This window comes from Tsuneonella deserti, assembly GCF_014644315.1.
Taxonomy (GTDB): domain Bacteria; phylum Pseudomonadota; class Alphaproteobacteria; order Sphingomonadales; family Sphingomonadaceae; genus Tsuneonella; species Tsuneonella deserti.
This window is the reverse complement of the sequence record NZ_BMKL01000001.1, coordinates 2,174,761-2,187,690: the sequence shown is the minus strand read 5'-3', so window position 1 is coordinate 2,187,690 and position 12,930 is coordinate 2,174,761. Positions and strand designations below refer to the sequence as shown.

14 protein-coding genes, 1 tRNA gene and 1 pseudogene are annotated in these 12,930 nt (G+C 63.7%); 9 read left to right on the top strand and 7 right to left on the bottom strand.

What is annotated here, in order from left to right; all coding sequences use genetic code 11:
- The first annotated feature begins 83 nt into the window (after positions 1-83).
- The 4 genes and pseudogenes from IEW58_RS10795 to IEW58_RS14035 all read left to right on the top strand — a co-directional run.
- Complete coding sequence (locus IEW58_RS10795; RefSeq protein ID WP_188645122.1) at positions 84-644, top strand: regulatory protein RecX; 561 nt, start codon at positions 84-86, stop codon at positions 642-644.
- The gene (locus tag IEW58_RS10790) at positions 645-1,145 is read left to right on the top strand and encodes a DUF192 domain-containing protein (RefSeq protein ID WP_188645121.1); all 501 of its coding nucleotides are present in this window, start codon (positions 645-647) and stop codon (positions 1,143-1,145) included. It abuts the gene before it with no gap.
- 40 nt (positions 1,146-1,185) lie between these two features.
- On the top strand, positions 1,186-1,599 hold the full coding sequence (locus tag IEW58_RS10785; protein ID WP_188645120.1) for an NADH:ubiquinone oxidoreductase subunit NDUFA12: 414 nt from the start codon (positions 1,186-1,188) through the stop codon (positions 1,597-1,599).
- A 2-nt stretch (positions 1,600-1,601) separates the two neighbouring features.
- A pseudogene (locus tag IEW58_RS14035) lies at positions 1,602-1,997 on the top strand (DUF2155 domain-containing protein); the annotation flags it as partial.
- A gap of 35 nt (positions 1,998-2,032) precedes the next feature.
- Here the strand turns inward: IEW58_RS14035 and aat are convergent.
- Entirely contained in the window at positions 2,033-2,731 is a 699-nt protein-coding gene (gene aat, locus IEW58_RS10775; RefSeq protein WP_188645119.1) for a leucyl/phenylalanyl-tRNA--protein transferase, read from the bottom strand.
- A 76-nt stretch (positions 2,732-2,807) separates the two neighbouring features.
- Here aat and IEW58_RS10770 point away from each other — a divergent pair.
- The 3 genes from IEW58_RS10770 to nusG all read left to right on the top strand — a co-directional run bounded on the left by IEW58_RS10770 (position 2,808) and on the right by nusG (position 4,200).
- Positions 2,808-2,883: transfer RNA gene (locus IEW58_RS10770), tRNA-Trp, on the top strand.
- Between the two features lie 560 nt (positions 2,884-3,443).
- The gene (gene secE / locus IEW58_RS10765) at positions 3,444-3,638 is read left to right on the top strand and encodes a preprotein translocase subunit SecE (RefSeq protein WP_188645118.1); all 195 of its coding nucleotides are present in this window, start codon (positions 3,444-3,446) and stop codon (positions 3,636-3,638) included.
- A gap of 25 nt (positions 3,639-3,663) precedes the next feature.
- Complete coding sequence (gene nusG, locus IEW58_RS10760) at positions 3,664-4,200, top strand: transcription termination/antitermination protein NusG (RefSeq protein ID WP_188645117.1); 537 nt, start codon at positions 3,664-3,666, stop codon at positions 4,198-4,200.
- Between the two features lie 13 nt (positions 4,201-4,213).
- On the opposite strand, the gene IEW58_RS10755 is transcribed toward nusG, so the two are convergent.
- Positions 4,214-5,269, bottom strand: coding sequence for an aspartyl protease family protein (locus IEW58_RS10755; protein WP_188645116.1), 1,056 nt, complete (start codon positions 5,267-5,269; stop codon positions 4,214-4,216).
- 299 nt (positions 5,270-5,568) lie between these two features.
- Between IEW58_RS10755 and rplK the strand changes: the two genes are divergently transcribed.
- Complete coding sequence (gene rplK / locus IEW58_RS10750; RefSeq protein ID WP_188645115.1) at positions 5,569-6,000, top strand: 50S ribosomal protein L11; 432 nt, start codon at positions 5,569-5,571, stop codon at positions 5,998-6,000.
- A gap of 4 nt (positions 6,001-6,004) precedes the next feature.
- Positions 6,005-6,700 carry a 50S ribosomal protein L1 gene (gene rplA / locus IEW58_RS10745; protein ID WP_188645114.1) on the top strand — a complete coding sequence of 232 codons (696 nt, stop codon included), beginning with the start codon at positions 6,005-6,007 and terminating at the stop codon, positions 6,698-6,700.
- A gap of 77 nt (positions 6,701-6,777) precedes the next feature.
- On the opposite strand, the gene IEW58_RS10740 is transcribed toward rplA, so the two are convergent.
- From IEW58_RS10740 to IEW58_RS10720, 5 genes are all read right to left on the bottom strand, one after another.
- Complete coding sequence (locus tag IEW58_RS10740) at positions 6,778-7,806, bottom strand: polysaccharide deacetylase family protein (RefSeq protein ID WP_188645113.1); 1,029 nt, start codon at positions 7,804-7,806, stop codon at positions 6,778-6,780.
- A gap of 69 nt (positions 7,807-7,875) precedes the next feature.
- Complete coding sequence (locus IEW58_RS10735) at positions 7,876-8,640, bottom strand: competence/damage-inducible protein A (protein ID WP_188645112.1); 765 nt, start codon at positions 8,638-8,640, stop codon at positions 7,876-7,878.
- 52 nt (positions 8,641-8,692) lie between these two features.
- Positions 8,693-8,965, bottom strand: coding sequence for a hypothetical protein (locus IEW58_RS10730; RefSeq protein ID WP_188645111.1), 273 nt, complete (start codon positions 8,963-8,965; stop codon positions 8,693-8,695).
- Between the two features lie 81 nt (positions 8,966-9,046).
- The gene (locus tag IEW58_RS10725; RefSeq protein WP_188645110.1) at positions 9,047-10,543 is read right to left on the bottom strand and encodes a flavin-containing monooxygenase; all 1,497 of its coding nucleotides are present in this window, start codon (positions 10,541-10,543) and stop codon (positions 9,047-9,049) included.
- A 143-nt stretch (positions 10,544-10,686) separates the two neighbouring features.
- Complete coding sequence (locus IEW58_RS10720) at positions 10,687-12,930, bottom strand: DUF305 domain-containing protein (protein ID WP_188645109.1); 2,244 nt, start codon at positions 12,928-12,930, stop codon at positions 10,687-10,689.

The following is a 12,930-nucleotide window of genomic DNA, read 5'->3' as shown; positions in this document are numbered from 1 at the left end:
TGCAGTTCGGTCGTGCGCGTCCAATAGCACGTTGGTCCAGGGTTTCCCAATCGTTACACAGTGTGGCACGATTATGGCCGAGCATGGCCGTCGATCGATCCCGCCCCCGGCGAAAGCCTCCTCCGCTCGATGCGGTCAAGCTCGAGGAACTGGCCCTGGGTTATGTCGCGCGCTTCGCGACGAGCGGCGCGAAACTGGAAAGTTACCTGATTCGCAAGCTGCGCGAACGCGGGTGGGCAGGAGACCGCCCCCCGGAACCCGGAGCAGTCGTGGAAAGGTTCATCGCCGCCGGCTATATCGACGACGAGGTCTATGCGCGCGCCCGGAGCGGCGGCCTGCTTCGCCGGGGCTACGGTCCGCGCCGCGTCGCACAGGCGCTCGGCGCTGCCGGCATAACCGAGGAGGTGCGCGAGGCAGTCCGCGCCACCGAAGCCGAGGAGCGCCGCGCCGCTGTGGCTTTCGCTTCCCGCCGCAAGCTCGGCCCCTGGAGCCGTTCGGGCAGGGAGACCGACCGGGACACGCGCCAGAAGCAGTTCGCCGCGATGCTGCGGGCAGGGCATGGATTTGAGGCGGCGCGGGCTGTAATCGAGGCCGACAGCGTAACGGCGGCCGAAGAATGGGCTGCCGAATCCGAGGAATCCTGAATGACCCACCTTCGCCCCGCAATGACTTTCCTTGCCCTTGCCGCGCTCGGCGCTTTCAGCGCGTGCTCTCCGCAGCCTGCCGCGGAAGCCACACCAACGGCGGCGGCGGTCAGCCAGCGGCATCCGGTTTCGGGGCTGCCGGTGATCCCGCTCTCGGTGGCGACGCCGAAAGGGAAGCACACCTTCCGCGTGGAAGTTGCCCGCAGCAGCGAAGAGCAGGCGCGCGGACTGATGTTCAGGAATGAACTGGGCGCGGACGAGGGAATGATCTTCCCGCGCGAGCCAGCCGACCTGGCCAGTTTCTGGATGAAGAACACGCCGCTTCCTCTCGACATCATCTTCATCGGGGCGGATCGCCGCATCCTCAATATCGCCGCGAACACGGTGCCCTATTCGCTCACGCCCGTAAGTGCCGCCGGCCTGACTACGGCAGTGCTGGAGATTCCCGGCGGCCGCGCAGCACAACTGGGCATCGTCCCTGGCGCGAGGGTCGATTGGTAGCGCTTGGCGCTGCCGGGGGAATCGGCTAACCGCGCGGCCCATGGGCTTCTTTTCCAAGATCTTCACCTGGTGGGACGGCGCGACCATCGGCACCTCGCTCTGGAGCGCGATGAACGGCGAGCAGGTCGGCACCGATCTGGCCGGCAACCGCTATTTTCGCGCCAAGAAGCGCGTGAAGGCGGGGCAGCCCTTCGCCGGCAGTGAGCGGCGCTGGGTCATCTACGCCGGCTCGAACGACGCCAGCAATGTCCCCCCGGAATGGCATGGCTGGCTGCACGGATCGCTTGATGGCGTGCCCGAAAGCCGGTTGCCGCCGGCGCGCATCTGGGAGGCGGACTATATCCCCAACGCCACCGGGACCGCTGCCGCCCACCGGCCGCAGGGCGCGCTCGAGCGGGGTGGAAGGCGCGCAGCCGCCACTGGCGACTACGAAGCCTGGAGCCCGGACGCCTGACAATGCGCGCGGGTGCCACCATGCTGATCCCGGCGCTGGCTGCGCTTGCAGCCTGCTCGAAGGGCCCACCGCCACCCCGTGCGGTGGAGACGGAGATTCCCGAGAACCTGCGTGCCCCGACCACCGTTCGCCCCGTCGACGCGGGCGAAGGCACGCCGATGAAGGACCGCATCGCGGTGATCGGTGTTCTCAACAAGCGGAACAACCTGTCGCAGGACTTCCAGATGAAGCCCGGGGAGGCGAAGCGCTGGGGGGATGTCATCGTCCGCCTCGCTGCGTGCGAGCGGACCGCACCGTGGGAGTTCCCGCGCCAGACCGGAGCCTTCGCGCAGGTGTTCGTGCGCGGTGCCCGCGACAACGATAGCTGGAACAAGGTTTTTTCAGGCTGGCTGTTCAAGGAATCGCCAAGCCTCAATGTAGTCGAGCATCCGATCTACGATGTCTGGGTCAAGGACTGCAAAATGAGCTTCGACGGGGGCAAGCCCAAGCCGGAGGCTTCGTCTTCGAGCGCGCCAAAAGCTTCCGGCAGCGAAGCTGCGCCGATGCCTTCGGCGTCCGCCAGCAAGGCGACATAGCGCGCCTGGGAAATTTCGACCGCACCGAGCGAGGCGAGATGTTCGGTCATGAACTGACAATCAAGCAGGCGCGCTCCAGCCCGGCGGAGCAGCGCCACGAGCCAGGCAAGCGCCACCTTGCTGGCGTTGTCAGCCCGGCTGAACATCGATTCGCCGCAGAACACCCCGCCGAACCCTACGCCGTAGAGCCCGCCGACGAGCTCATCGCCCTGCCAGCATTCGATCGAATGAGCGTGCCCTTCCGAATGCAGGGCGCGATAACTTGCCATTATCCGCCTGCTGATCCAGCTTTCGGGATGATCGGGCCTGGGCGCGGCACACTCCGCCATCACCTGATCGAACGCTTGGTCGCAACTCACTCGGAAGCGATCCTTGCGAATCGCCTTGGCCAACGAGTGCGAGAGATGGAAGCCGGCAAGCGGCAGGATCGCGCGACGCTTGGGCTCTACCCAGAACACTTCTGGATCGTCGCGGCCATCGGACATTGGAAAGATGCCGCTGCGATATGCGAGCATCAGCAATTCGCTGGGAACGAGCGGTAGTCCGGGGGGATGCATAGATCGAGCACTTTTAGCAGGGTTTGGCCGCTTGCGATGCATCGCTTTTGCACCTAAAGCGCGCCCCTTCCAGCGCAGGGGTGTAGCTCAGCTGGTAGAGCATCGGTCTCCAAAACCGAGGGCCGTGGGTTCGAGTCCCTCCGCCCCTGCCAACTTTCTTCCGTTCGCAACCGTTAGCCTACCCCTTCGGGGGCGCCCATTTCTTGCCTGCGCAGGCAAGAGCTTCGCCATGGCCGGCGCATTAGCACTAGTTAAGCGGGGAACCGCGCCGCCGAAGCATTCGTTTGGAGTGAAAGCCGGTGGGGCAAATCGGTTCAGGGAACATATTCATGTCTGGTCTTTCCTTTCGCAGCAGCCGGCCCGATGCATGGGTGCAGCCTCGTCCGTATCACGACGCCTCCACGCGCATGAGAATCCACGGACCGATCCGGCCTATGGAAGAACCTGGCCTGCTCGCCCGCATCTTCGGGCGGCGGTAAGCAGTCACGGCGCTCGAGATACCGAAGCCGCAACGGGCCGGCACCCCGCGGGGTTGGCCGGCCCGCTTGCTTTTGGATGATACGCGTCCTAATGGCGGTGCCGCTTTTTCCGACAGATGGAGCACTGCCAGCCCTCCCGGCACTTGAACCGGGGCGGCCCGGCCCCCTACTTGTCACGGGGGCTCCATCCAGGGGACCGGCACAATCAACTGCACGCGAGAGCTGACGGTACAATGGCAAAGACGAGCCCGGCGGAATTTCTGAACCAGGTGCGCGCCGAAGGGCGCAAGGTCGTCTGGCCGAGCCGCGAGGAAACGGTTCGCACCGCGATCTTCGTGGCCATCATGATGCTGATCCTCTCGGTCTTCTTCCTCGGGATCGACACACTGTTCGGCGCCATCATGGCCTGGCTGCTGTCGCTCGCCTGATCTTCACTGGATAGAAAACGCAATCATGGCCCGCTGGTACATCATCCACGCCTATTCCGGCTTCGAGAACAAGGTTCGCGACGCGATCATCTCGGAGGCTGAACGTCTCGGGTTGTCCGAAGCGGTCGAGGCCGTCGAGGTGCCGACCGAAACCGTGACCGAGGTCAAGCGCGGCAAGAAGGTGCAGGTCGAACGCAAGTTCATGCCAGGCTATGTTCTGGCCAAGCTCAACATGACCGACGACGTGTACCACCTGGTCAAGAACACTCCCAAGGTGACCGGCTTTCTTGGCTCGGGGAACAAGCCGCAGGCGATCTCCGAGCGTGAGGCCGCCCGCTACTTCGGCGGCATGGAAGAAGCCAAGGCTGCGCCCAAGCGCCAGGTCAGTGTCGATTATGAAATCGGCGACCAGGTCAAGGTCAACGCCGGGCCGTTCGCAAGCTTCAACGGCGTGGTCGAGGAACTCGATTTCGACAAGCAGCGGGTCAAGGTCAGCGTGTCGATCTTCGGCCGTGCCACTCCCGTCGAACTCGGCTTCGAGGAAGTCGAACTCGTCAAGTAAGCTGCGCGCTGCATTAGCGGGCGCAGACTGCGCCCCCATCGGCGCTCAGCTTCATCGTTCGCGTAACTGCCGCCTTCACGACGACGGAATGCGGTTCGCACTGGCGCAACTGGAACCGAACTTTCCGCGCGGCGAAGTCGAGCGAGACCTTGCGGAATGTTTCCATGAGATCCGTGCCGAGCAATAATGCGGGCCGGTCTCTCATTCCGAACACCTTGAACGGCGGCAGGTCGCCAAAGGCAATCGGTACATTCCGCAGCGTTACCTGGCCCATCTTGAGTTCGGGTATCACAGCGGCCTCGAGCTTGCTTGCCACCCCGGTCACACCCTGGAGTTCAATCGTACCGAACCGGTCCGGAAAGCGTTTGCGGAGCCGGTTTCTTAGCGCGAGATTTCCGATGGTCGCTTCCGAGCCGGTGTCGATGACCGCTTCGACCGGCGTCAACCCGGCCCTTATCCGTGTGAGGATCAGCTGCCCACGCCTAAGCCGGGCGGTCACGACGATCTCTCCGTCCATCATCGCCGCCGGACGGGTTCGATCGTCGATGCTGATCGTCCGCCTTTCGAAATCGAGCACCAGCCGCTGATCGACCAGCGCATCGAGCCCGACCATGCCCTCGGCACCGATGTCCAGGTCCTTCAGCACCGGAACTTCGAGATTCGAGACCGACGACGGTCCCAGATCGAATCGATCGACCATCGCCCGATTGATCCACGCATTCTCGGTTACTCCGATCAGGAAGGCCGGACTGCCCGAAGGAAGCGCAAGGGCGCTGGCGAGCCGCTCACCGACAACCGATGTATCTGCGCCGCTGTCGACCACGAAGCGGTATGGACCGCGCCCGTTGACGATGACCGGCACAGTCATGCGGGTGCGCAGCTTCTCGGCGGCGATATCGGTTCCGGAGATAGCGAGTGCATCGTCGATCTCCGCCTCGCCTGGTCTAGGCAGGTTCGTTGGCGGATCAGCGGAAAGGGGGGATGGGCTTCCGCTCGCCTGGGCAGCCCCGGGGGACAGCAGCGCCAGCGCCGCGGCCACGTGCATCAGCTTGCGGCCTGGTGAAATCACGGGAGCGCCAGATGAGCCCTGCTTCATGATGCTGAAATTATATTACGCAGAGACGCAGGCGTATAGACATAATCGACCAACAACATGCGTCGCCTATCCGGATGCAGCGCCGAGGCTTCGGCCAGCTGGCATCCCGGTTGCAATATGACAGCCACTCGACTATGCGCGCGCCTTCCCAGCTCCGAACCGGGAAACCATGCGGGAGAGTCGCCATGTGGCGGCTCGTCGAACCGCTTACCATGAGCTTCGCCTTTTCGACGCATCGAGAGGCGGGGCGACAGTGAGAAAGGAGGCCTATAATGGCCAAGAAGATCGACGGCTACATCAAGCTGCAGGTGCCCGCGGGCGCCGCCAACCCGTCACCGCCCATCGGTCCTGCACTGGGTCAGCGCGGCGTGAACATCATGGAGTTCTGCAAGGCGTTCAACGCGGCGACCGGCGAGATGGAGAAGGGCATGCCCATTCCCACCGTCATCACCGTGTTTGCCGACCGCAGCTTCACCTTCGTCACGAAGACGCCGCCGGCGAGCTTCCTGATCAAGAAGGCAGCGAACCTCAAGTCGGGTTCGAAGGAGCCGGGCAAGGTGACTGCGGGGAAGATTGCCCGCAGCGAACTGACCAAGATCGCCGAGCTGAAGATGGCCGACCTCAACGCCAACGATCTCGACCAGGCAACCAAGATCATCGAGGGCTCCGCGCGCTCGATGGGCCTCGAAGTGACGGAGGGCTGATCCGATGGCCAAGCTGACCAAGAAGGCGAAGGTTCTCGCCCAGATCGATCGCGATACGCTCTACAGCTTCGACGATGCGCTCAAGATGCTGCGTGACAACGCCAGCAAGAAGTTCGACGAGACTCTCGAAGTCGCGATGAACCTCGGCGTCGACCCGCGCCACGCCGACCAGATGGTCCGGGGAATGGTGTCGCTGCCTGCCGGTACGGGCAAGACCGTGCGCGTGGCGGTGTTCGCCCGCGGCGACAATGCCGAAAAGGCGCTTGCCGCCGGTGCTGACAAGGTTGGTGCCGAAGACCTGATGGAAGACATGCAGGCCGGCAACCTCGCCTATGACCGCGTGATCGCGACCCCCGACATGATGGGTGTCGTTGGCCGTCTCGGCAAGGTTCTGGGCCCCAAGGGCCTGATGCCGAACCCGAAGCTCGGCACGGTCACTCCGAACGTCGAGCAGGCCGTTAAGGACGCAAAGGGCGGCCAGGTCGAGTTCCGCGTGGAAAAGCAGGGCATCATCCACTCCGGGCTCGGCAAGCTGTCGTTCTCGGACGAGGACCTGAAGCGCAACTTCGCGGCATTCACCGATGCGATCGTCAAGGCCAAGCCTGCCGGCGGCAAGGGCAAGTACGTGCGCAAGGTTTCCCTGACCACCACGATGGGTCCCGGCCTCAAGGTCGACCTTGCCGAGGTGGAAGGCGCCTGATCGGCACTTTCCCCGGTTAAACCGATCAAGGGCCGGTGGAGCGATCCACCGGCCCTTTTTCCTTGGCTACATTGAAGTCAGGTGAGCAGCGTAGTGCCGAGAGCGAGGACTTGCGCACCCGAGCGCATCCCGCGGCTGTAGAGCGCGTTCGAAATCGCCTGTTCGAGCACGCGCATGCCTCCGCGCAGCAGGTCGTGCGGTAGCCTCGCCCCGGCGCCTGGCAGCGACTCGGCCGTTGGAGGGGCGTCGGCGTAAGTTGCGGTCGAAACACCAGGCATGCTGGCGAGCGCGGCGCAAAGCCGATCGAAGCGCCGCGCGACGACCCGGTTTATCCGTCGCCGGTCGCGGCTCAGCAGTTCGAAGCTGTGGGAGACCAGGGTAAGGCTTGCCAGTCCAGCATCACGTGCGTGCAGCACGGCCGCGATCAGTTCCTGCAAGGATAGCGCCGTTAGCTGCCCGTGCCGCAGCCGACCACGAAAGCTCTCGAGACAGGCTGTCGGCACTTCGGTAACACCACGGTGCTCCAGAGGGCATAAGTCTTCCGGGCCAAGCGAGATGGCACAATCGCCCCGGCCGGCAAGTGCCGGGCAATGGGAGGTGTCGTAGGCGATGCCAAGGCCGGCGAGCGCCACCAGAGTGTCGTCGTTGGCGCCATAGTTCCCGGCACGAAAAGCAACTGGCGAAGGGGCGCCCGCCGCGACCAGGGTGTCCCGGGCGAAGGCAAGGATCATGCGCTGGTCGTCGAGGCTGAAGTCCTTGAGGTTGCGTCGGCGTCCCAGGCCGTCCAGCGGCGTACCCTCAGCATGGTCCAGCCATTCCGTATGGCAATGGAGCTGGACGTCATGGCCCCGTGCGACAATCGGACCCACGATGTCGGCAATTGCATCGACCCCCCAAAGAAGGGCAGGCATCGGGTCCACGAAGAACACCGCCTTGAGCCCGTGACGGTCGAGCACATCCATCTGGTGAAAAATGCCAACGGATCCGGAAGGCGTGACGCACGCGATCGAGCGGTCGAAATTTTCCGCGCGCGTGCCGGGGGTGCCGTTCGCACCGGGGAGGTGGGCGGCATATTCGGTATCGATGGTGAGATATACGGCCGTCAAACGCCGCGGTCCTTCCTCGCGCTGATCGTATCAGCCCTAGCGAAGGAAGGTTAAGGCCCGGTTGGCTGCCTAGATCTCGCCCGGATGTACGCTGTAGCCAGCGGATTCGAGAGCATGCGTCAGTTCGCCGAGGCAGCGATCCAGCACATCGGCATCGGTCGAGCGGACGACGAAGTTCGCGCCAACCCTGCCTTCACGGAAAAAAGGATAGCTGCCGATCTGGACGCCGTCGTGGGCCTGTTCGGCGTTGCGCAAGATGTCCGCTACCTCGCTTTCCGCTACCCAGCAGCCGATCGTGCGGCTGAGCAGGGGCGCACCGCCTTCGAGCGTGCCGGTAAGGGCGTCAAGCATGCCCGCCGTGATGTGTGGCACCCCTGCCATCACGAACATTTTGCCGATGCGAATGCCGGGTGCGCCCGACATGCGGTTGGGAATGAGTTCCGCGCCCTCGGGCACGCGCGCCATGCGTAGCCGCGCGTCGGTCAGCGCGCTTCCCCGACCGCTATAGTACCGCTCAAGCATAGCGCGCGCTTCGGGGTGGATGACCACGGGGACGCCAAGCGCGCGTGCGATCGCATCCACGGTAATGTCGTCGTGCGTTGGGCCGATTCCGCCGGTGGTGAAGAGATAGTCGTTGCGCGCGCGAAGGGCGTTCACCGCCTCGACGATGCGGTCCTCCACGTCCGGCACCACCCGTACTTCGGCCAGCCGGATGCCTTGGACCTGCAGCCAGGTGGCGATCTGAGCGATGTTCTTGTCATGCGTGCGGCCTGAAAGAATCTCGTCTCCGATGACGACGAGTGCGGCGGTCCAGATTCGATCGGAGGCAGCCATTGTCGGACGCGCTAGGCGAGGAAGGGCGATTGCGAAAGGCCCGACCGCGGCATCACTCCGCGTCGCGCTCGCTGTGCCTCGTGGCATTGGTTACCGCTTCATCGTGACCGCTCTTGTCGCTGAAGAAGGCCAGCGCGAAGAGCCCCGTCCCGAGCACCACGGCAAAGAACACGCCCAGCACGGTGGCCACGACCATGTGGGGCGTGAGCTCAGTCGTGCTGCCGATGAAGACCAGGGCGCCGATCACCATCAGGACGGCGATCAGGAAAATCCACCGCATGATGCGGCGAAAGTCCTGGGCCGCCTTTTCCCGGCGTGTCGGCATCGGTCGGTCCTCGCTGGTTCTGTTCGTCCCAGCAGTTCTAGACCCGTTGGGCGCGGCCGCGATACCCGCGGCATAAAATTATTATTCCGCCGCCTCGAGTTGCTCAACCCGGTGCGGCATGATGTCGACCCGATCGAACTTGAGAACTCCGTCGTCGACCGGAGAGGTGGCGAGTGCCCTGCGATCGAAACGGTAATCCTGGTTTAGCCGCCACGGCAGGGTCGTCGCGCTCTTGGGCATGATATGCTTGCCGCGCTGGATATATCCCGAAGAGAAGTCGAACAGGTCGTCTTCCTCCAGCCCATGATTATCCGGCAGGACGGGATCGGCCACATTGGCGCCGATCGCTTCCATGTGGTTCAAGACCTTGCACACGAATTCCGAGTTGATGTCGGCCCGCAGCGTCCAGCTTGCATTGAGATATCCGAACACGACCGAGAAGTTCGGCAGGTTCGAGAACATGCAGCCCTTGTAATAGAACCGCTCGTTGAAGGCGACAGGCGCGCCGTCCTGGCTGACCGCGATCTTGCCCGCGACCGCAAGCTTGAGGCCGGTGGCCGTCACAATGATGTCGGCCGGCAAGTGACGCCCGTCCTCGAGCACCACGCCGTCCTTGTCGAACGCTTTGATATGACCCGTGACGACATCCGCCTTGTCGCGGCGGATCGCCTCGAACAGATCGCTGTCGGGCACCAGGCAAAGACGCTGGTCCCAAGGATTGTAGGGCGGGGTCCAGGTTGCCGCGTCGTATCGGTCGCCAAGGGCGTCTTTGATCCGCTTGTGCAGCACCTCCTTGACCTTTTCCGGAGCCGACCGCGCGCGCTTGAAGGCCACGTCCTGCAACAGCACGTTCTTCCAGCGCGTGATCCGGTAAGCGAGCTCTTCCGGCAGGTACTTGCGCAAGGTATTGGCGATCGCGTCCTTCGCGGGGCGCGAGAACATCCAGGTCGGCGTGCGCTGAAGCATGGTGACCTTGGCCGCCTGATCGCTCATGGCGGGGACGATGGTTACCGCGGTTGCGCCCGAGCCGACGACCACCACCCGCTTGCCGCGATAGTCGAGATCCTTGGGCCAGAACTGGGGATGGATGACCTGGCCTTCGAATGCGGACAGATCGAACCCGGCATCGTAGGGATCGTCGTAATCGTAATAGCCAGTGCCGAGATATAGCCAGTTGGCGGTCTTCGTCTCCCGCTTGCCGGCGCGCTCTACTGTTACTCGCCAGCATGCCTCGCCGGAGTCCCAATCGGCCGAGATGACCTTCGTGTCGTATACGATCTTGTCGCGAATACCGCGCTCGTCGACGATGCGGTTGAGGTATTCGAGGATCGACGGTCCATCGGCGATCGACTTCTCGTGTTTCCACGGCTCGAACTTGAAGCCAAGGGTGTGCATGTCGCTGTCCGAGCGGATGCCAGGATAACGGAAAAGGTCCCACGTGCCGCCGAGGTTCTCGCGGCGCTCAAGCACCGCGTAGCTGCGGTGCGGGCACATCATTTCCAGGTGCGCCGCCATGCCGATGCCGGAAATTCCGGCACCGACGATCAATACGTCGTGGTCACAAGCCGTCAGGCCCATAGCAATCTCTCTCTCCAGCCGGGTGCGAGCCTATGGAGTTCCGTTGCACCCCGCAACCAGTTTTCCAACGGCAGCGAGGTGACGCGAACGGAGCCGATAGCCGAGGGGAGAGAGCGCCGCCGTACGGGCGACGGGGCCGCGAATCAGCCGCCCTTGCGGCTGGCCTCGGCAGCCCGGACCGCGGCGACCGGCCAGGTCACCTGCGTCTGCGTCTGCGGGTTGAACCCGTCTCCCGGATACTGGGCGCTGGCAGCAGCTGCGATTTCCTCGGCCGTGAGATCGCCGCTCGGCAGCAATTCGAACACGTCCACGCCGCGCGCGATCTCGGTGCCGTAGATGCGGCCCTTGTACCAATACGCCGACCAGTACCCGCCCAGGACCAGCTGGTCCTTGTCGATCGGTCCGCGATCGAAATAGGCGATCTCCCGCACATTGGCAGGGTCGGTGAAGTCGATCACGCTGATACCGCCCTGATACCACGCCTGGACGAAGATATCGCGGCCCGGAACCGGGATGATCGAACCGTTGTGCGCCACGCAATTCTCCTTCGAGCCTTGCGGGGCCGGAAGCTTGAAGTGGCCGCGATAGACCAGCTTGCCGTCCTCGATGCCGTAAAACGCATCGGCGCCCCAGTTCGACGGGTCGCCCGCCTGGCAGCGGGGACGCATGCCGCCTCCCCACTCGTCGGTGAAAAGGACTTTGGTGCCATCGTTGTTGAAAGTTGCCGAATGCCAGTACGCGAACCCCTTGTCGGTTACGTCGTCGATGCGCTTCGGCTTCAGGGGATCGGAGATGTCCAGGACAATGCCGTTGCCCGAACAGGCTCCCGCGGCGATGTTCTTCGCCGGAAACACGGTGATGTCGTGGCACATGTCGGTGCGGTATGTTTCCTGCGTGCCATCGCCGTGATCGCCTCCACGCCATAGACCGGCGATCTGGCCGTCCGCAGCGAACACGCGGGGGCGATCGATCAGGGTCGCGCGTTCCGGATGGGCGACCGGGATCTCGATTACGTCGATCGAGAACAGGGCCGTGCGGCTATCGCCGGGAGAATCGACGCAGCCGGCAAGTTCTTTCTCGTCTCGTACGTAGCTGGTGCCCGAGCCATAGACCACGATGCGCCGGTCATCCGCGCTGACCACCGAGTGAGTGTGGCTGCCGCGGCAGGTCTGGACCTGGCCTACCTGGCGGGGGCGGGTGATGTCCGAAATGTCGAAAATACGCAGTCCGCGGAATCGCTCCGGACTGATCTTTTCCGAAACGCCCTGCAGCCCGCAATCGGTGCGTCCGCGGTTTTCCTCGACGCTCATGATCAGCAGATTGCCGACGACCGACACATCGCCCTGGCCGCCGGGGCAGACCGTGGAGCTTACCAGCGCCGGCACCCCGTCCGCACCGAGGCGGTAGATGTTGAACCCGTGGTAGCTGCCGACGACCATGCGATCGCCCGAGAACGCCATGTCGGTAATGCCGAAATCGAGCAGCGAACCGCGCTCGCTGAATTGCGGCTTGTCCTTTTCGTCGCCTTCCTCGTCACGCGGATCGGCCGCCTTTTGGGCCTTTTCTTTCGGCTTCTCCCCGGCCTTGCCTGCTTCCTCCTTGTCATCCTTGGGCTTGAGAGGCTGCAACTGGGCGGGGTTTTCCGGATCGAAGAACCCGGCGGGCTTCGGGAGCGACGCGATCTTGCGCATGTTCAGGACCGCTTCGCCGGCATCGCGGAAGCCTGCCGCGAGAGTCGCCCTGGGATCCTGCGAAAGTGTCGCGAGGACCAGGTTCATGCGGTCGATCTCGGCATTCTGATCCGTCACGACATCGTTGGTGAAGTTGAACATGACAGGATCGTACGCCGTACCCGGGCTGTTCTGCAGGTCCTTGACCATGTCGACCGCCCCGCGGTGGTGCTTCACCATGAGCTTCAGGAACATCTGGTCGAAGGCAGTACCGTTGGCGGCGGCGAGTGCGGCCATTTCCTCGGGCGTGGCCATGCCCTTCATCGCTTCGTGATGATGCTGCATCCCGGCCATCTGCAGCGGTTCGTTCCGCTCGGTCAGCCAGGTGGTCATGAACTTCATTTCATCCTTCTGGCTCGCGTCGATACGGTTCGCGATCTTGAGGATGTCGGCGTTGTTCGTGCGCTGCTTGACCAGCGCCGCCATCTCGACGGCCTGGTTATGATGCACGATCATGTGCTGCATGAAAGTCACATCACCAGGCGCGTAACGGGTGTTGGTAAGCTTGGTCGCCTGTTCGGGCGTAAGAACCCGGCTTGGCTGGCCCGGCGCGCTTGGCTGGACGATCGGGGCGGGGTCTGCGGCCATCGCGGCGGCCGGCAAGGCGACACCGGCCAGAAGCGCCACGCGCACGGCGGCGGCGAGTTGAATGGTCAT